Annotated in this window: 17 protein-coding genes and 1 rRNA gene; 4 read left to right on the plus strand and 14 right to left on the minus strand. The window is 41.8% G+C overall.

Annotated elements, in window-relative coordinates; translation table 11 throughout:
• The first annotated feature begins 10 nt into the window (after nucleotides 1-10).
• Nucleotides 11-126, plus strand: a 5S ribosomal RNA gene (rrf, locus tag AACQ81_RS12440).
• Nucleotides 127-252: 126 nt separating this feature from the next.
• Here the strand turns inward: rrf and actP are convergent.
• From actP to acs, 3 genes are all read right to left on the minus strand, one after another.
• Nucleotides 253-1,914: a cation/acetate symporter ActP gene (actP, locus tag AACQ81_RS12445; protein ID WP_237387491.1), complete on the minus strand. Its 1,662-nt coding sequence runs from the start codon at nucleotides 1,912-1,914 to the stop codon at nucleotides 253-255.
• Nucleotides 1,911-2,222 carry a DUF485 domain-containing protein gene (locus AACQ81_RS12450; RefSeq protein WP_237387492.1) on the minus strand — a complete coding sequence of 104 codons (312 nt, stop codon included), beginning with the start codon at nucleotides 2,220-2,222 and terminating at the stop codon, nucleotides 1,911-1,913. The genes actP and AACQ81_RS12450 overlap by 4 nt, the downstream gene beginning before the upstream one ends.
• A 153-nt stretch (nucleotides 2,223-2,375) precedes the next feature.
• Nucleotides 2,376-4,331: an acetate--CoA ligase gene (gene acs, locus AACQ81_RS12455; protein WP_237387493.1), complete on the minus strand. Its 1,956-nt coding sequence runs from the start codon at nucleotides 4,329-4,331 to the stop codon at nucleotides 2,376-2,378.
• A gap of 371 nt (nucleotides 4,332-4,702) precedes the next feature.
• Between acs and sodA the strand changes: the two genes are divergently transcribed.
• From sodA to AACQ81_RS12470, 3 genes are all read left to right on the plus strand, one after another.
• Nucleotides 4,703-5,329: a superoxide dismutase [Mn] gene (gene sodA, locus AACQ81_RS12460; protein ID WP_237387494.1), complete on the plus strand. Its 627-nt coding sequence runs from the start codon at nucleotides 4,703-4,705 to the stop codon at nucleotides 5,327-5,329.
• A gap of 330 nt (nucleotides 5,330-5,659) precedes the next feature.
• Nucleotides 5,660-6,331, plus strand: a complete 672-nt coding sequence (yiiM, locus tag AACQ81_RS12465; RefSeq protein ID WP_237387495.1) for a 6-hydroxyaminopurine reductase — start codon at nucleotides 5,660-5,662, stop codon at nucleotides 6,329-6,331.
• A gap of 89 nt (nucleotides 6,332-6,420) precedes the next feature.
• Nucleotides 6,421-7,611 (plus strand): TcdA/TcdB catalytic glycosyltransferase domain-containing protein, encoded by a 1,191-nt coding sequence (locus AACQ81_RS12470; protein WP_237387496.1) that lies wholly within the window; start codon nucleotides 6,421-6,423, stop codon nucleotides 7,609-7,611.
• A 113-nt stretch (nucleotides 7,612-7,724) separates the two neighbouring features.
• Here the strand turns inward: AACQ81_RS12470 and trpS are convergent, their stop codons facing one another.
• From trpS to pilM, 11 genes are all read right to left on the minus strand, one after another.
• Nucleotides 7,725-8,762 (minus strand): tryptophan--tRNA ligase, encoded by a 1,038-nt coding sequence (trpS, locus tag AACQ81_RS12475; protein WP_237387497.1) that lies wholly within the window; start codon nucleotides 8,760-8,762, stop codon nucleotides 7,725-7,727.
• A gap of 4 nt (nucleotides 8,763-8,766) precedes the next feature.
• Complete coding sequence (locus tag AACQ81_RS12480) at nucleotides 8,767-9,489, minus strand: phosphoglycolate phosphatase (RefSeq protein WP_237387498.1); 723 nt, start codon at nucleotides 9,487-9,489, stop codon at nucleotides 8,767-8,769.
• Nucleotides 9,489-10,163, minus strand: coding sequence for a ribulose-phosphate 3-epimerase (rpe, locus tag AACQ81_RS12485; protein ID WP_237387499.1), 675 nt, complete (start codon nucleotides 10,161-10,163; stop codon nucleotides 9,489-9,491). The genes AACQ81_RS12480 and rpe overlap by 1 nt, the downstream gene beginning before the upstream one ends.
• A gap of 58 nt (nucleotides 10,164-10,221) precedes the next feature.
• On the minus strand, nucleotides 10,222-11,040 hold the full coding sequence (gene dam, locus AACQ81_RS12490) for an adenine-specific DNA-methyltransferase (RefSeq protein WP_237387500.1): 819 nt from the start codon (nucleotides 11,038-11,040) through the stop codon (nucleotides 10,222-10,224).
• A gap of 85 nt (nucleotides 11,041-11,125) precedes the next feature.
• Nucleotides 11,126-12,097 carry an SPOR domain-containing protein gene (locus tag AACQ81_RS12495; protein WP_237387501.1) on the minus strand — a complete coding sequence of 324 codons (972 nt, stop codon included), beginning with the start codon at nucleotides 12,095-12,097 and terminating at the stop codon, nucleotides 11,126-11,128.
• Between the two features lie 155 nt (nucleotides 12,098-12,252).
• Nucleotides 12,253-13,350 carry a 3-dehydroquinate synthase gene (gene aroB, locus AACQ81_RS12500; protein ID WP_237387502.1) on the minus strand — a complete coding sequence of 366 codons (1,098 nt, stop codon included), beginning with the start codon at nucleotides 13,348-13,350 and terminating at the stop codon, nucleotides 12,253-12,255.
• 45 nt (nucleotides 13,351-13,395) lie between these two features.
• Complete coding sequence (gene aroK, locus AACQ81_RS12505) at nucleotides 13,396-13,917, minus strand: shikimate kinase AroK (RefSeq protein ID WP_038237472.1); 522 nt, start codon at nucleotides 13,915-13,917, stop codon at nucleotides 13,396-13,398.
• Between the two features lie 393 nt (nucleotides 13,918-14,310).
• Nucleotides 14,311-15,411, minus strand: a complete 1,101-nt coding sequence (pilQ, locus tag AACQ81_RS12510; RefSeq protein ID WP_237387503.1) for a type IV pilus secretin PilQ — start codon at nucleotides 15,409-15,411, stop codon at nucleotides 14,311-14,313.
• A complete protein-coding gene (locus AACQ81_RS12515; RefSeq protein WP_237387504.1) occupies nucleotides 15,408-16,073 on the minus strand; it encodes a hypothetical protein in 666 nt (221 codons plus the stop codon). Before AACQ81_RS12515 ends, pilQ begins: the two co-directional genes overlap by 4 nt.
• Complete coding sequence (locus AACQ81_RS12520) at nucleotides 16,063-16,614, minus strand: PilN domain-containing protein (protein WP_237387505.1); 552 nt, start codon at nucleotides 16,612-16,614, stop codon at nucleotides 16,063-16,065. The genes AACQ81_RS12515 and AACQ81_RS12520 overlap by 11 nt, the downstream gene beginning before the upstream one ends.
• Entirely contained in the window at nucleotides 16,611-17,471 is an 861-nt protein-coding gene (gene pilM / locus AACQ81_RS12525) for a pilus assembly protein PilM (protein ID WP_237387506.1), read from the minus strand. The genes AACQ81_RS12520 and pilM overlap by 4 nt, the downstream gene beginning before the upstream one ends.
• Nucleotides 17,472-17,484: the final 13 nt, after the last annotated feature.

Raw genomic sequence — 17,484 nt, forward strand, 5'->3', positions numbered from 1 at the left:
ACAGGATTTGTCTGGCGGCAAGAGCGCGGTGGTCCCACCTGATCCCATGCCGAACTCAGCAGTGAAACGCCGTTGCGCCGATGGTAGTGTGGGGTCTCCCCATGCGAGAGTAGGGCACTGCCAGACAATTATTTGCCAGAGAAGCCATCCTTTACCGGATGGCTTTTTTGCGTTTGAAGAAAACTAAGCGTTGCATTTTAGAAAAATCATTTATTTTGCACTCTTAGATTTAGATAGAGTCATGCATTTTTATCAATGTACCTCTCCTTGCTCAATTCCAATTCCTGTCTGTGAGCGAATAAATTGGTTACGAAACATTTTTCTTTCCTGTAATCCTTGTTCTGATATATCTGTAACAGAGAATAACCATGCTCCGATAAATGCTATAAACATGGAAAATAGCGCTGGATATTCATAAGGATAAATTGGTTTTTCGTGCCCAAGAATACTGACCCAAATAGTAGGGCCAAGGATCATTAAAACAACTGCTGTCAGTAATCCCAGTCCCCCACCAATCAGAGCTCCTCGTGTTGTCAGCTTGCTCCAGTACATTGACAGAAAAATAATAGGGAAATTACAACTTGCAGCGATGGAAAATGCTAAACCGACCATAAAAGCAATATTCTGTTTTTCGAACAAAATACCTAAGCTAATAGCAACGAATCCCAGAATAACGACGGTAATTTTGGAGACTTTCAACTCATCCCGTTCATTGGCTTGCCCTTGCTTAATGACATTGGCATAGAGATCATGAGAAACAGCTGAAGCACCGGCGAGTGTTAATCCTGCGACGACGGCTAAAATAGTGGCAAAAGCTACTGCTGAGATAAAGCCAAGGAAAAAATCACCGCCAACGGCACTTGCCAGATGAACAGCAGCCATATTAGTTCCACCAATTAATGCGCCGCTTGCATCTTTAAATGAAGGATTGGCGCTGACCAATAAAATTGCACCAAATCCGATAATGAACGTTAGTATATAAAAATAACCTATAAAACCAGTGGCATAGAAAACACTTTTGCGGGCTTCTTTAGCATCGCTGACGGTAAAAAATCGCATAATGATGTGCGGTAATCCGGCAGTACCGAACATTAGCGCCAATCCTAAAGAGAGTGCAGATATAGGATCAGATACCAATCCTCCCGGACTCATGATTGCGGATCCAAGAGAGTGCACTGCAATGGCTTCCTTAAACAGGGCATTGAAATTGAAATTTACCATTTTCATGACCATCAGAGCCATAAATGTTGCCCCAGCCAGCAACAGAATTGCTTTAATGATCTGTACCCATGTTGTTGCCAGCATTCCGCCAAATAGTACATAAAGCACCATTAAAATACCGACCAAAACAACAGCAACGAAATAATTCAATCCAAATAACAATTCGATAAGTTTCCCTGCCCCGACCATTTGGGCTATCAGATATAACGAGACAACAACCAGTGAACCCATTGCAGATAACGTACGGATTGGGCGCTGTTTCAGTCGGTAAGAAGCAACATCGGCAAATGTATAACGACCTAGATTCCTTAATCTTTCAGCAATGAGAAATAGAATAATTGGCCACCCAACGAGGAAACCGATCGAATAGATCAGTCCATCATAACCTGAGGTATAAACTAATGCTGAAATCCCTAGAAAAGAGGCTGCTGACATATAGTCACCGGCAATAGCCATACCATTTTGAAACCCTGTAATACGTCCGCCTGCCGTATAATAATCGGAGCGTGAAATAGTTCTTTTTGAAGCCCAATAAGTAATACCAAGAGTTAACCCAACGAATAACAGAAACATGATTATTGCCTGAATATTCAAGGGTTGTTTCACTACATTACCTGAAATGGCATCGGCTTGTGCTAAGACAGGAAAGAGGTAGGAAAATAGAGGTATTACTGAAAATACAATTTTTTTCATTTTCTTACCTCATTGATAATAGTTGATATCAGGCGATCAAACTCGCCATTCGCGCGCGCAACATAAATCCCCGTCAATATGAAAGAAGCAAAGATAATCCCGATACCGACAGGTATGCCACGAGTCATATTGGTATCTTCATGGAGTTGTGTCCCAAGCCATTCAGGAGCAAAGGCAATCAGAAAAATAAAGCCAACATAAATCACTAACATAATGATGGATAGCAGCCAGGCAAAACGTCCTCGTTTCTTAATTAATTCCTTAAAGCGGGGATTATTTTCAATCTCTTGATAAATGTCGTTATTCATCAGAGTGTCTCCTTGTTGATTTTAAACGACACACCTTAAGTCACATCACCAAGTGCCGGATACCAGTATCCACGTCCCTGCACAATTTGTTACTTTTGGTGATACGTTATTTAAGCCGCCTTTTGGCGGCCTATTTGTTTTACGAAATGTTTTTTATGACATATTTATGGATTGTTTTTCTTCCAGCAATTTTTCAACCACTCCCGGATCGGCCAGAGTGGAGGTATCTCCTAAGTTACTGGTATCCCCTGCCGCAATTTTACGCAAAATACGCCGCATGATTTTTCCGGAACGTGTTTTGGGAAGTGAGTCAGTCCAATGGAGGATATCGGGTGTTGCAATTGGACCTATTTCTTTACGGACCCAATTTCTGACCTCGGTATACAATTCTGGAGAAGGCTCTTCACCATGAATTAGCGTGACATAGGCGTAAATAGCTTGTCCTTTGATATGATGAGGAATACCAACGACAGCAGCTTCTGCAATTTTGGGATGAGAAACCAGAGCAGACTCAATTTCTGCGGTTCCCAAACGATGCCCTGAAATATTCAGAACATCATCGACCCGACCCGTGATCCAGTAATAGCCATCTTCATCACGCCGGGCACCATCGCCACTGAAATACATTCCTTTAAAAGTGGAAAAGTAAGTTTGTTCAAAACGTTCATGATCGCCATATAAAGTTCGTGCCTGTGCCGGCCAAGAATCTGTCATTACAAGATTGCCTTCATTCTCTCCCTCCAATATTTCTCCAGCGTTATCGACCAGAGCTGGACTGACACCAAAGAATGGCAGAGTAGCGGAGCCTGCTTTGAGGTCGGTTGCACCAGGCAGTGGCGTGATCATGAATCCGCCTGTTTCGGTTTGCCACCAAGTATCCACGATTGGGCATTTACTGTTACCTATCTTTTGGTAATACCACTCCCATGCTTCTGGGTTAATCGGCTCACCAACAGAACCCATAATGCGCAATGACGTGCGTTTTGTTCCTACTATGGCTTTATCTCCTTCAGCCATTAATGCCCTGATAGCGGTTGGTGCGGTATAAAGAATATTAACCTGATGCTTATCAATAACCTGACAAAGACGATTTACATCGGGATAGTTAGGCACACCTTCAAACATTAAGGTAGTAGCACCGCAGGATAGTGGACCATATAGCAGATAACTATGCCCGGTAACCCAGCCCACGTCTGCCGTACACCAGTAAATTTCTCCGGGACGATAATCAAACGTGTATTTAAAAGTCAAAGAAGCATAGACCAGATAACCGCCAGTCGTATGTAGAACGCCTTTTGGTTTCCCTGTTGAGCCAGAGGTATAAAGGATAAACAATGGATCTTCGGCATTTATCTCTTCGGCAGGACAATCTGAACTGACATTTTCGATAAGTTCATGCCACCATAAGTCACGGCCGTCATGCCAGTTTTTGATATTTCCGGTACGCCTGAAGACAATCACATTAGTGACGTCGGTCACCTCTGGATTGCTCAATGCTTCATCGACATTCTTTTTCAGTGGAATCGTACGACCCGCTCGCAAACCTTCATCTGCGGTAACAACGAGCTTAGCATTGGAATCGATCACTCTGCTTGCAATGGCATCAGGAGAGAAACCGCCAAAAATTACGGAATGGATAGCCCCGATGCGGGTACAAGCCAACATTGCAACTGCGGCTTCTGGCACCATTGGCATATAAATGGCTACGACATCACCTTTTTTGACCCCGATTTTTTTCAATACATTGGCGAATTGGCTGACGTCATGATGTAATTCACGATAAGTAACATGGCGTGATTCTGTGGGGTTATCTCCCTCCCAGATAATAGCAGTTTTATCGCCACGCTCTTGTAAGTGGCGATCAAGACAGTTGGCACTTAAATTCAGAGTACCGTCTTCAAACCAGCGGACGCTGATATGCCCCGGATCGAAAGAGGTATTTTTGACCTTGGTATAGGGCTTTATCCAATCCACGATCTTACCTTTTTCACCCCAGAACCCTTCAGGATCTTGTAGTGACCATTGGTAGTCTTGTAGATATTGTTGCTTGCTTATCAGGGCAGTATCTGCAATATCAGCAGGAATAAGATGCTTGATTATTTGAGTCATATTTTTATCTCCTTGCAATTGTTAATACTATGTCAAAACAAGGTTAACTAAAGCGCATGAGGAATTTTTGTTTCTTTTTTGCGCGGAAGATCACGCAATAAAGAAAATGAATTTCATGGAATGATCATTTAATGTGTCTTATTTAATTGAAATTAAGTAAGGTTAAAATATTTTATATTGGCTTAATACGCTTTATTTTAGTTATTTTTTGGTTTTTTAATCTAATCTGGGTGTGAAACTTAGATGTGTAATGGAAACCATAAGAAATCTATGGAATTGATTATCATTTTCATTGTTGTTGAATTCACTATAATAAATGCGTTATTCACAAGGTGTGAGCTTTATACATTCTAAACAACTGGAGATATGACATGAGCTATTCACTGCCTTCTCTACCTTATCCTTATGATGCGTTAGAGCCTCATTTCGATAAGCAAACGATGGAAATTCACCATACTAAACACCATCAGACTTATGTCACTAACACAAATACTGCTTTGGAAGCCTTTCCTGAATTAAGTGAATTAGATATTGATAATTTAATTCAACAGCTCGATAAATTTCCCGCCGATAAGCGCACTTTTGTTCGTAATAATGCGGGTGGGCATTCGAACCACAGTATGTTTTGGAAGGGATTAAAATTAGGAACGGTCTTGAGTGGTACTCTAAAAGCAGCTATTGAGCGTGATTTTGGAAGTATTGACAGCTTTAAGAAAGAGTTCGAGCAGGCGGCAGCAACTCGTTTTGGCTCTGGCTGGGCGTGGCTGGTTCTGAAAAAGGATGGCAAACTGGCTGTTGTTTCAACAGCCAATCAGGATAGCCCTCTGATGGGTGATGAAATAGCGGGTGCTTCCGGTTACCCGATTGTGGGTCTGGATGTTTGGGAACACGCCTATTACCTGAAATATCAGAACCGCCGTCCTGACTACATCAAAGCATTTTGGTATGTTGTAAATTGGGACGAAGCAGCAAAACGTTATGAAGAAAAAATTAAATAAGCGTTAAAAAACACTTTCCTTGATAATGCTGGTCACCACAGTGATCAGCATGTTTATTTTTTCATAACATTTTTTCTCTATTATTTTATTTGGCATCCCTATCCGTTTTTACTATCCTCCATAATGAACAGGGCGGGAGCACGCTTTGATTGATTGTAATTTTGCCAAATTAAATTCTAGATAATCCACACATCTCAATATAGTAATCCTTAAAAGCTCATAAAAACAGTGTACTAGCTCCCTGCTATGACGAACTAAAGCGAAGCTTGCCGCGTTTATTCTATCAGAGTAATATTTATACTCGTCTATTGAGGAGGAGTTGGAGCTGAAATGTATTACCCACAGGTATATAGAGGCAAAACAATATCCTCTAAAAAATTGGGTGCCAGTGCAATTAGTAAGCTGTTGGTGAATGGTCGTTTACAGCTCACCTCTCTTGGTCTGGAAGGTGATGAACAAGCAGAAACGCGTTTTCATGGCGGGCCTGATCGAGCGCTTTGTCACTATCCAAGAGAACACTATTTGTTTTGGAAAAGACAATTTCCTGAGTTAATTGAATTGATTGCCTCTCCTTTGTTTGGTGAAAACATATCAACTGAAGGGATGACTGAAGATAATGTCTATATTGGCGATATTTTTCAATGGGGTGAAACTCTGATTCAGATAACTCAACCACGCTCTCCTTGTTATAAACTCAATTTAGTTACCTATGTTAGTGACTTTGCTGCGATGATGCAAAATAATGGGCGCTGTGGCTGGTTATATCGGGTTATCTCTCCGGGTTTTGTGAGTACAAGTGAGCCGATAAGGTTATTAAGTCGAAACAGCGATGTTTCTGTTCAGGAAGCTATTTCCATTGCTTTTCATAGCCCATTTGATGAAGAGCAATATCGTCGTTTAATGGGAGCGGCAGGGTTGTCTGCCAGTTGGAATCTGACAATGCAACAACGCATATTGCATGGGAAAATTGAGGATTTTAATCGTCGTTTATTTGGGAAATAATTAAGAAAATCATAAAAACATACCATTAGAGCACAACTGACGACAACCATATTATCATTAAAGTATCAACCATAGCTAATAGGTGATTTATGAATATTCCAAAGAAAATTCATTATTTTTGGGTTGGTAATAAAATATCTGAGAGAGATTTAAGGCGTATCATAGAAATAAAATCAGAGAATCCTGGGTTTGAGGTTAACATTTGGGGAATAAAGAATGTAGAATTATTAATATCACATACGTTGAGAAATCTTACATTCAGCTATAATGGAAATATTGTTGATGTTGGAGAAATCTTTGTAAGAGAGTTTAGATATAGGAATATTGAAACTGCGTTTTCTTTCTTAATTAGTCAGGCTTCATATCTTACTCGTACTGATTTTATGCGTGATTTATATGAAAGGAAGAAAAATCAGTTAACCAAATTTGATATAAACACTAATAAAGACTCTACGAGAGCGAGTTTCTTACATCGTTTATTTCATAAAAACTATGCTGATACACCTCATTATGATTATTCAAAGATAATGCACTTCTTACATCATGTATTTAATCTACAAATGCATGGTGATTTTAAAAACTATGCATCTGCCTGTGATATTGCTCGTTTGGCTATTTTGTATATGGAAGGAGGAATATATCTGGATGTTGATGTTGAACTCACTGATTCAGATATCAAGCACACTAAATCCCATGTTTTTGATAAAAATTTACCTTTTGAAAAGCGCTTTAAGAGAAGAGCAAGGTTTGAAAAGTTAGAACTTGAATCGGATATAGGTTTTGGTGATTGTCATGGAATGGGATGGGGAAGAGTGAGCAAGAGTGATGAAAAATGGAATATAAGATATCTCGATTCCTGTAGGATAAAACAGTTAGTTTACAATGAGTTTGCAAATGGAATTATTGCTGCACAACCTCAATCAGAAAAAGTTATGGCTCTTTTAGTTTTTATGGCCAGTAATATTAGAAAAAATTCTTATAATGAAGACGATAAAACATTAAGCTCGAAATGGAGAACGGGTATTGTTCCTAATTTACCTTCGATAAACACACTTGAGTATCGCAGAAACCGTCGTCTTAATTTGACTGTTGATATGACTGGGCCACAGTCGTATCAAGAACTTTTTTCTATCGTTAAAAATAAAGAATTGGGTAACCAACATGAAATTGATGTTATTAGTCCTCCAAAAGATTGGCAAATGAATAGTAGGTTAGACTTAATGTTTAAAAGAGTTAATAGTGATGCAAATTGGGCTAACGTAATAAGAAGAAAAAAATAACTATATCTTATGATAAAAATAAAAATGGTAATGCAAAATTGAAAATGCCAAGAACTCAGTTAAAAAGATATGCCAAAGAATAAATTAATATTCTTTGGCATTTATTTATCCTATTACGGATGGGCGAGTAGGCCTACAGCATCATAGACTTTATCCAAGGTCGCTTGAGCACGAACCTGTGCCTTAGCCGCTCCTTCTGCCATGATTTGGTTAAGCAATACTTCATCATTACGGAAATGATGGTAGCGTTCCTGCAAACCAGTCAGCATTTCGCTTACTGCGTCGGCAACAGCACTTTTCAAATGCCCGTACATTTTGCCTTCAAACTCAGCTTCCAGTTCAGGGATAGTTTTACCTGTTACACCAGCAAGAATATCCAGCAAGTTGGAAACGCCTGGCTTGTTTTCCAGATCATAGCGTACACGAGGTGGCTCGTCAGAGTCGGTAACGGCGCGCTTGATTTTCTTCGCGACGGACTTTGGATCTTCCAATAAAGCAATCACGTTACTGCGGTTATCATCGGACTTCGACATTTTCTTGGCCGGATCTTGCAATGACATTACACGAGCACCACCGCCTTGTGGAATGAATGGCTCTGGTATCGTGAAGATATCGCCATATAAGGCATTAAAACGCAGTGCCAAATCACGGGATAATTCAAGATGCTGCTTCTGGTCACTGCCCACTGGGATCTGATTAGCCTGATAAAGCAAAATATCAGAAGCCATCAGTACAGGGTAATCAAATAGGCCTGCGTTGATATTTTCTGAATGACGGGATGATTTATCTTTAAACTGAGTCATACGGCTCAGTTCACCAAAATAGGCGTAGCAGTTCAGAACCCAGGCTAACTGAGAATGTTGTGGTACATGTGACTGAACGAAGATAGTGCTTTTCTTTGGATCAATACCACAAGCAAGGTAAAGTGCCAGTGTATCCAATGTGCGTTTTTTCAGTTCAGTAGGATCTTGGCGTACAGTAATGGCGTGCTGGTTAACGATACAGTAGATGCAATCGTAATCATCTTGCATTTTAACCCACTGACGTAACGCCCCCATATAGTTACCGATGGTCAATTCACCGGAAGGTTGCGCGCCGCTGAATACAATAGGTTTTTGGGAGTTTGGTTTCATTGCAGTGGGTTCATTCATTTTATTATGCTTCCTGTCTTTTAGAAGTGGATAATAGTTTCAAAGTGGATAGTCCAATCGTTGGGAGTAAATCCGAAAAATGGTTTAGCACATAAGTTGGATGGCTTAATGCTATTGATTCTCCGTAGTTATATCCATAGGTCAAGCCGACACAAGGGCAACCCGCTGATTGTGCAGCCAAAATATCATTACGGGAATCGCCAACAAAAAGCAATTCTTCTTTATGTAAACCAAATATTCCCATTGTGAGATAGAGTGGAGCGGGATGGGGTTTCTTCTCTTTGACATCGTCACCCCCCAGCACCAATGAAAAATATTCACTGATACCCAATGATTCCAGCAATGGGGCAATAAAAGGTGTTGGTTTATTGGTGATAATCGCCATGGGCAAATTATGTTTTGCCAACTCAGCCAGAGTCTCTTTGACCTGAGGAAACAGCTTACTGCCTGTTGTTACGCTGGTTTCATAAAACGCATCAAACAGTTTGCGAGTTTCATTATGCAATTCAGGGGAAGGTTCCACACCCGCCCATTTCAATGCACGTTCAACCATGACATCAGCCCCGTTGCCTACCCAGACAGCGACCTGCTTTTTACCCGCCGCAGGCAATCCTTTGGCAATCAAGGCCTGATCCAACGCATCTGCTAGACCATCAACACTATCCACCAGTGTGCCATCCAGATCAAATGCAATAACCCGGATTTCTTTCACGACATTATTTGTCATTATGCTACCTTTGATAATTCACTGCGCATTTCATCAATAACCGCTTTGTAATCTGGCTGGCTGAAAATAGCTGAACCAGCAACGAACATATCTGCACCCGCCTGAGCTGCTTCGGCAATATTACTAGGTTTAATGCCGCCATCAACTTCAAGACGGATATCATATCCGCTGTCATCAATAATTTTGCGTACCTGACGCAGCTTGTTCAGTGTTTCTGGAATGAAAGACTGACCGCCGAAACCAGGGTTAACCGACATCAGTAAAATCACATCCAGCTTATCCAGAACATAATCAAGGTAACTGAGGGGGGTTGCGGGATTAAAAACTAAACCCGCTTTACACCCATGTTCTTTGATGAGTTGTAAGGTGCGATCAACATGTTCGCTCGCCTCAGGGTGGAAAGTGATATAGGTTGCACCAGCCTTGGCAAAATCAGGGATAATGCTATCAACCGGTTTTACCATGAGATGAACATCAATCGGGGCAGTGATACCATAATTACGTAGCGCCTGACAGACCATCGGGCCGATGGTCAAATTTGGCACATAGTGATTATCCATGACATCAAAATGCACAACGTCAGCGCCTGCTGCCAGAACCTTAGCGGTATCTTCACCTAAGCGGGCAAAATCAGCAGATAGAATGGATGGGGCGATCAGAAAGTTTTTCTTCATTATTATCATCTCCAATTCATTGTTTTATCCCCTTAATTTCAGGGGAAGGAAACCTCAATCACTTCAGGCAGTATAACGCCAAAAGTTCATCAACTTTACTTCGGGCAAGAATATTTCTACTTATTGTCCGACGGGCTTTAACAATGTAAAGGGAAGCTTGATGATACCATTCCCGGGTTATCGGTGTGTCATGATTGGAAATGAGTACCGGAATGCTTTGTTGAGACGAGAGATGATAGGCTATATGAGCCAGATTTTCTTGATCCAGAAGGTTAAAATTATTTGTATGGTAAGCTGTAAAATTAGCCGTGGACGAAAGTGGGGCATATGGAGGATCACAGTAAACTACAGCGCCTTTTGGCACATTATTTAGTGCAGTTTCATAATGTTGGCAGATGAAAGTTGCCTTTTGGGACTTTTCTGCAAACCAGTAAAGCTCATTTTCCGGAAAATAAGGTTTTTTATAGCGCCCGAAAGGAACATTGAACTCCCCCCGTGAATTATAACGGCAAAGACCGTTATAACAGTGGCGGTTGAGGTAAAGAAACAACAGACTGCGGCGAAAGGGATCTTTGCTTTTGTTGAACTCTTCTCTCAGGCGATAAAAGGTTTCGGAGTTGTTGAATTCCGATGAGAATAGTGGACGGGCATGACTAATAAATTCATCCGCACGAGATTTTACGGTGTTGTACAAATTGATCAGATCACTGTTGATGTCTGACAAGATGTAAGAATCATAGTCGGTATTTAGGAATACCGAGCCTGCGCCAACAAATGGCTCAATCAAGCAATCGCCCTCTGGCAAATGACGTTTAATATCATCTACCAAGGGGTATTTTCCACCGGCCCATTTTAAGAAAGCGCGTTTTTTTTTCATGCCGCCAAACTAGTTATTCAATAATTTCAGAGCCGCAGATTGTACTCTGTTTAGGACAGCATATCAGCGCCTAATCAAAATAGTTTTATTTTTTCAGATCTTGCTGAACTTGTTGTAGTTTCCTGACCCACGGTTTTTTGGCCTGAACTTCCGCAGGGAATGAAGAAATGGCGTTTTTTGCATCAGAAACGGAACTATAGTTACCGTGAATCAAGATAAACCATGTTTTACCGTCACGTTTAGTTTCATAAACCTTATAATTAGAAAGGTTATGTTTTTTAGCGAAAGCAACTAAGGTATCGTAGCGACTAGCGCTGCTCAGCTGGAGTGTGAATCGGTTGGCGGGAGCTTTCAGTAAATCACCACCTGCATCAGCCCCGCTCTTTTTATTGGGTTGATGATTACTTGTGACAGGCTTAGCCACTGCCTTGGGCGGGTTTTCTTCTCTTCCCTTATTTTCTATTCTTGGTGGTGTTATTTTTTCTGGTTTTTTCTGCTCAACAGATGGAGTTACCACGGGTTTTACAGGTTTGGTCTGTGACGGAGCCAGATTGTTTTGTACTGAATTATTGATATTACTCTGTTGTTGATTCAAAGCATCAGTAATATCACCGGGTAATTCTATACGCTGGTTATAGCCACCGGTTCCAGTCGTTGGAGGAAGATCTCTGCTTGGGGTACTGCTAATCGGCGGTGGTAAGCCGATTTCATGTGCGTTATTAGCTGTATTATTGGTAGCAGGCACAGATTGATTTTCCTGACCGCTATCTTGTTGATTATCAGAGAATGTGGGGGAACCAGAAAGGTCGATACTCTTTTCGGTTGCATTTGAAGACTGCTGTTTTTCATGCTCAGTTGGTGATTTTAATGCAGAGCTGATGGCAATAATCAGAAGCAAAAGTACCAGAATGCCAACACCTATCATCATTTGCTGACGGGATACTGCAAATTTAGGCTGATTGGATTGGCGTTTCGATCGCGGAGGGCGACGATCAGAAGTATCGGGTTTAAATTCAGTTTCTGTCTTTTGTTTTTTTTCTGATTCTAATTCGTCCATATGCCCTCCCAGCAGAGATAATACTGCCAATTGCTATTTAAGAGGTTTGGCAGCCTGACCTAACTAAAACCGATAATGCACTATCTGATAGATAATGTAGCTATTTTATAGCATAACAGCTAAGGAATGATTCATCATTCAGATAATCACGTATTTTAGTTGGTGGATGGTTGACATAGGTGAATAGCCTCCAATATAACTTCTTTCCTAATATCAGAACGAAGTTTGGCTTCTCCAATAGCTGTAGGCAGCACTAAATGCAATTTTCCTGCGGAGACTTTTTTATCGCGCATCATATGAGGCAAGTAGTCGTCTGGGGACATTTCCACTGGGCCGTTGACAGGTAGTTTTGCGCGTTCCAGCAAGAGGATAATACGTTGAGTCTCTTGTTGTGAAAATGTACCGACAAGCTCAGAAGCTCGTGCCGCCATTACCATGCCAGCAGCAACAGCCTGACCATGCAGCCAGACACCGTAACCCATTTCAGCTTCAATTGCATGGCCAAAGGTGTGACCAAGGTTTAACAGCGCCCGTATTCCACTGCGTTCTTGCTCATCAGCTGTGACAACCATTGCCTTAAGTTCACAACAGCGACGAATGCAATAAGCCATTGATTGGTTATCGAGAGCCAGTAATTTCTCAATATTGTCTTCAAGCCAGCTAAAGAATTCACCGTCCAGAATGATGCCATATTTGATGACTTCAGCAAGGCCAGCATATAACTCTTGAGCTGGCAATGTTTTCAGACAATTGAGATCGACAACCACAGAAGCTGGTTGGTAAAAAGCCCCAATCATGTTTTTGCCGAGGGGATGGTTGACCCCTGTTTTTCCGCCGACAGAAGAGTCAACCTGAGAAAGTAATGTGGTGGGTAATTGGATGAAACGAGTGCCGCGCTGATAACTGGCTGCGGCAAACCCCGTCATATCACCGATTACACCACCACCGAGAGCGATAAGCGTTGTGTCACGACCATGATTATTTTCCAGCAGGGCAGAAAATATGTCGTTGAGCACAAAAAGCGATTTGTACTGTTCGCCGTCAGGCAAGATAACCTCATCTACCCGAAGCCCCATTTCCTGCAATGTGGATTTCACCTGCTCAAGATACAGGGAAGCCAGCGTTTCATTAGTTACAATCATGACCTGTTGGCCTGCTTGCAAGGGCTTGAACGCTTCATTGGTAGAAAATAGATCTTCGGCTATGGTAATCGGATAGCTTCTTTCACCTAACGTAACAGTCACTTGTTCCATATCAGCTTTCGCCTTATCGTTTGCCGCAGAGTGAATCCGCTATAATCAGTTTTTTTCCAATAATTCAATGATTTGGTTAGCGACGACTTTGGCGCTTTGCTCATCCGTACGAATAGTCACGTCAGCAATTTCCTCGTAAAGAGGATTACGCTCATCAGCCAAATTTTCTAAAACTTCACGTGCTGGTGCGTCAACCTGAAGTAAAGGGCGTTTTTTATCGCGCTGAGTACGAGCCAACTGTTTTTCGATGGTTGTTTCTAAATAGACGACCACACCACGGGCAGACAGGCGATTACGGGTTTCTTTCGATTTCACTGAACCCCCACCAGTAGCCAATACAATGCCTTGTTTTTCAGTCAGTTCGTTAATTATTTTTTCTTCGCGGTCGCGGAAGCCTTCTTCGCCTTCCACATCAAATACCCAGCCCACGTCAGCTCCGGTACGTCGCTCAATTTCTTGATCAGAGTCGTAAAACTCCATATTGAGTTGCTGAGCTAACTGACGACCAATAGTGCTTTTGCCGGCACCCATAGGCCCAACCAGAAAGATATTGCGTTTCTCTGCCATGTTTTTGGTATTACTAAGACTATTTGTTAATGATAACCCGCCCCGCCAATCAGATTAGCCACGGGACCTAAACTGAAACCTCATGAGTGAGAATGTGAGATCAGATAGGAAAATTATCTCAGCACATCAACCTGTATTGCAACTATATAAATCTGGCACGAGCTTTTGTTATCTGACTCATGCTTTTGCTGGCTGATTGAGAGCCTAATATCTGTAGACTCTTACTTGTGATGTTAGACCTGCTCACTCAATTAGGTAATCCTTGTATGCTAAATTACACTCAGCGTCAAATCCATAAACAGCCCAGACCAAGAAAAATGGTGGGTGAACTGATAAAAAAAGCACAATTAACTTTAATAATATACTGATTTATATGTGATATATTTAATTTGGTTAAATGTTGATCAATTGAGGTGTAATAAAAATTACGAGTTCTCTTCGGCTGTGTTGTTCCCCATTTTGATTAAATAATGTACCTATCAGGGGAATATCTGATAGGTAAGGGACTTTTTGCTGGTTTGCTGCTTTTTTCTGTTGGAAGATACCGCCCAGAATCAGTGTTTCTCCATTTCTGACCGTGACTTGAGTTATGATCTCCTGTTTATCTATGGCAAGATTTTCATTTCCTCCCTGACTGATAGGAAAACCAGGTGCGTTTTGGCTGATTTTCAGGGCAAGCCGGATTTTACCCTCCCGCAAAATATGGGGTGTAACTTCCATACCTAATACTGCTTCTTTAAACTGGATCGTCGTTTTGTCCTTGTCTTGAATAATATAGGGGATTTCTGAACCTTGCTTGATGCTGGCGGATTGCTGGTGAGATGCGGTCAGCCGTGGGCTGGCAATAATATCGAGCTGATTTTCCTGCTCCAGTGCGCTAAGCTCCATTTCCAGCAGATTTGCGTGAATGCGTGCGGTATTCAATACTAACCGATGGCGCTGATTGCCTGCTGGTTGATGTAGATTCAAACGATTTAGCCCGATTGCGCGATTTAAGGGATCGGCGATGACACCCCAGTGAATCCCCAATTCATGCAACGCTTCTCTGCTGCTGGTAACAATATGGGCGGTAATCTGCACTTGTTGCTTCGGAGTATCAACTTCTTTCAGCCAGTTTCTGATACGGGTAATGGCATCAAATTTGTCTTCCAGTATCACGCTGTTGGTCAAGGGGTCATGCTCAACTTTTCCCCATTTTGTCAGCAGAGCGGGGCGATTTTTTTGCAGCCGTTCTGCAACCTGTTCTGCATCGGCATATTTTAGGGTAATTGTCTGATATTCGATCTCCTGTTCCTGTCGTTCCGTTGAGGAAAATTCCATGTCATCTGCTATTGGGTTGATGGGGGGCTGGAACGGATTTCTTACAGATCTTTCGACCTCAGAAAGATTCTCTATGTTATAGCTGTTTTCTGTTTCCGGATTATTTTCTATGGAGGAACCGGAAATTGGCAGTAACAGACAGATAAGCAGGATCAATGAATGTCGTCTGTTCATGATGTCTCCCCATTACTGTTAACAGGAGCAGGCTGTATTTTATTTGGCAGGTTCATATCAGGGGGTTCTGAGTCTGATAAGGTCATGTCTGATAAAACGATGCGGACGATCAGGTTGCCATCAATAGGCTTTATGGTGAGATGTTTAATCAGTAATGGGGGCTGCAACTGTTGAATTTCACTCAGGAAATGGAGAAGTTGATCATAATTCAGTGACAGTACGATATGCCAGAAAATCTGATTATTTTCTTTATAGCTTTTCCATTCCATAAGCTGGCTGCCTGAATGGATCAGGGGTAAATGCAGTCGTTTGAGTACGGTTACCTTATGGGATTCATTTTTTGATGGAATACCCTTTGGCGAAATGTCCCTTGAATAAATGTCCCTTGAATGAATATAGCTATTTTGGCCAAGCTCTGCTGTGATTTGCCGGATTTTCTGCTGAATATCAAACAAGGATGGCAGCTCTTTGATTCGCTGTTGAGACTGTGCGGCATTATTCTGTTGTTCTGTAATATGGCGTTGAAAGGCATGGATTTTATGCTGGTTTTCCTGCCAAACAAGAAAATAGAAACCCATCAGCAGCAAAATGATAACTAATTGCTGCAATAGGCATTGTTGCCATACAGGTCGATGAAACCACTCAAGGTAATTACTTCTCACGGGCTTCTCCTATCAGCCAGTCGGCATCAATAGTAAAGACTTTGATCTGATCTTCAGCCGTGGTCATTTTTTTAAGTTGAACATTGGTGAGAGCCGGATCATCGGTCAGGTTATCTAACAAATCGGAGATTTCTGCGTAGTCTTGGCTATGAGCGGTAAAAATGAGTTGCCCGTTGTCATCGCTAAATGCTGTGAGCCAGCTGTTTTGCGGTAACAAATGGGGAAGTTGACGAAATAACTGTAAGTAGCGTTTATTCTGTTCCATGAATATCTGTTTTTTCCGTAATAATTGGCTCAATTGATAATGCTGTTGTACTGCATGATCCGTTTCCTTGATAGTTTGTCCTAATAGTGTTGATTGGTGCTTAATTTCCGTTAATTGCCTGCAATATTGCTCAATTTGGCTGGTTTGCTGCGTAGAAATACACAGCAACACAACAGCCCATAATGTGAGTTGCAAGCAGAGCAACAACCCCCACTTCTGACATTGACGTTTCAGTTTTTTCTGTCGCCAGGGTAAAAAATTGACTTGATACATCATCGATCATTCGGCCTGAGAGCCAACCCGGCGGCAACAATAAACGCATTTATTTGTTTTGGTAACGGAGGCTGATAATGGCGGAATGCTGATAAAATCTGCCAAGGATGAGCTGATTTTGTGGGTTCAGGTATCGCCTTTATTGATGTTGTTTGTTCTTCATCCTCCCCTTCATTGCTGCAATAAATCGCACAGTTTTCTGTTTCTGGTGTAATGGGTAATTGCTTGATGACCTGAGCCAGATCAGGGTGTGATTGTGATGCTATCAGCCCATAGCCAAAAGGATGATTGGCGGGGGAAACCCATAGCCAGTCCATCATGCGTTTATGAACCAGCCAACTGTTATCAGGAATACCTGCGAGCCTCGCTGCATAACGTAACGCACAAGGCGCAATATCAATGGCGTCAGGGGATAGATTGATATCCGTGAATAATTTCAGCCAGAGTGTGAGATCTTTTTGGCGCGTGGCGCTGATGTAAACTTGCTGACCATGAATACGGTAGTCCAACGCAAGGTCACTGACGGGAAACTGTTTTTCAGCACAGGCATGTACAAACCAACCAAGTTCGGGTTCTTGCATTGTCGTATGGTTAGGTAAGGGTATCTGTCTCTGTAAGGTTTGTTGAACAGGGAGTGTTAATCTTAGGCTAATATTTTTAGGTAATATTTGTCGCCATTGCATTAAGATATGACTGAATTTTTCAGGATATTGCAGCCGTCCTCCTGAAATAATTTCGTTTGATAAGCGGTATTGCCAGCAATGTCGCAGTTGCCAGCCATCACGACGCTTAGTGGCTGCAAGAGCGCGGATGTAATGATCTTGGATATCCAGTCCGATATACCATTTAGATGGATACATGTAGAGATCTCCC

The sequence above is a fragment of the Xenorhabdus sp. Sc-CR9 genome (assembly GCF_963897815.1).
GTDB lineage: Bacteria > Pseudomonadota > Gammaproteobacteria > Enterobacterales > Enterobacteriaceae > Xenorhabdus.

Coding starts and splice junctions, on each gene's coding strand:
- actP (WP_237387491.1), bottom strand. CDS start 1,914: ATGAAAAAAATTGTATTTTCAGTAATACCTCTATTTTCCTACCTCTTT.
- AACQ81_RS12450 (WP_237387492.1), bottom strand. CDS start 2,222: ATGAATAACGACATTTATCAAGAGATTGAAAATAATCCCCGCTTTAAG.
- acs (WP_237387493.1), bottom strand. CDS start 4,331: ATGACTCAAATAATCAAGCATCTTATTCCTGCTGATATTGCAGATACT.
- sodA (WP_237387494.1), top strand. CDS start 4,703: ATGAGCTATTCACTGCCTTCTCTACCTTATCCTTATGATGCGTTAGAG.
- yiiM (WP_237387495.1), top strand. CDS start 5,660: ATGTATTACCCACAGGTATATAGAGGCAAAACAATATCCTCTAAAAAA.
- AACQ81_RS12470 (WP_237387496.1), top strand. CDS start 6,421: ATGAATATTCCAAAGAAAATTCATTATTTTTGGGTTGGTAATAAAATA.
- trpS (WP_237387497.1), bottom strand. CDS start 8,762: ATGAATGAACCCACTGCAATGAAACCAAACTCCCAAAAACCTATTGTA.
- AACQ81_RS12480 (WP_237387498.1), bottom strand. CDS start 9,489: ATGACAAATAATGTCGTGAAAGAAATCCGGGTTATTGCATTTGATCTG.
- rpe (WP_237387499.1), bottom strand. CDS start 10,163: ATGAAGAAAAACTTTCTGATCGCCCCATCCATTCTATCTGCTGATTTT.
- dam (WP_237387500.1), bottom strand. CDS start 11,040: ATGAAAAAAAAACGCGCTTTCTTAAAATGGGCCGGTGGAAAATACCCC.
- AACQ81_RS12495 (WP_237387501.1), bottom strand. CDS start 12,097: ATGGACGAATTAGAATCAGAAAAAAAACAAAAGACAGAAACTGAATTT.
- aroB (WP_237387502.1), bottom strand. CDS start 13,350: ATGGAACAAGTGACTGTTACGTTAGGTGAAAGAAGCTATCCGATTACC.
- aroK (WP_038237472.1), bottom strand. CDS start 13,917: ATGGCAGAGAAACGCAATATCTTTCTGGTTGGGCCTATGGGTGCCGGC.
- pilQ (WP_237387503.1), bottom strand. CDS start 15,411: ATGAACAGACGACATTCATTGATCCTGCTTATCTGTCTGTTACTGCCA.
- AACQ81_RS12520 (WP_237387505.1), bottom strand. CDS start 16,614: ATGATGTATCAAGTCAATTTTTTACCCTGGCGACAGAAAAAACTGAAA.
- pilM (WP_237387506.1), bottom strand. CDS start 17,471: ATGTATCCATCTAAATGGTATATCGGACTGGATATCCAAGATCATTAC.